Here is a 261-nt window from a genome sequence, read left to right as displayed (position 1 = left end):
AAGCGGGAGAGGGGGCGCAGCAGGGCTCGCGGGCTTCATCATGAATAGCTGCCCTGCGAAGGGCCAATAGCGGCTCAATGCGTGAGCCGCTATTGATGCTTCCGGCTTCGGAATAGGCGCCCGCATCGGGCAGCCCAAGAGAACAACAAGGGAGAGATCATGCGCACCTTCGCGATCGCCGCGTCCATCGCGGCACTGGCGCTCGGACTTGCCGGGCCGGCCTCGGCCCAATCGCCGATCATCATCAAGTTCAGCCACGTC

General features: G+C 64.0%; 1 pseudogene. It reads left to right on the top strand.

From position 1 onward, the window contains the following. Positions 1–159: 159 nt before the first annotated feature. Positions 160–261 (top strand): annotated as a pseudogene (locus AABA86_RS33885) (C4-dicarboxylate ABC transporter); the annotation flags it as partial.

Origin of the sequence: Bradyrhizobium sp. TM233 (assembly GCF_036247965.1) — a bacterium.
Taxonomy (GTDB): domain Bacteria; phylum Pseudomonadota; class Alphaproteobacteria; order Rhizobiales; family Xanthobacteraceae; genus Bradyrhizobium; species Bradyrhizobium ottawaense.
This window is presented reverse-complemented; position numbering and strand designations above follow the sequence as displayed.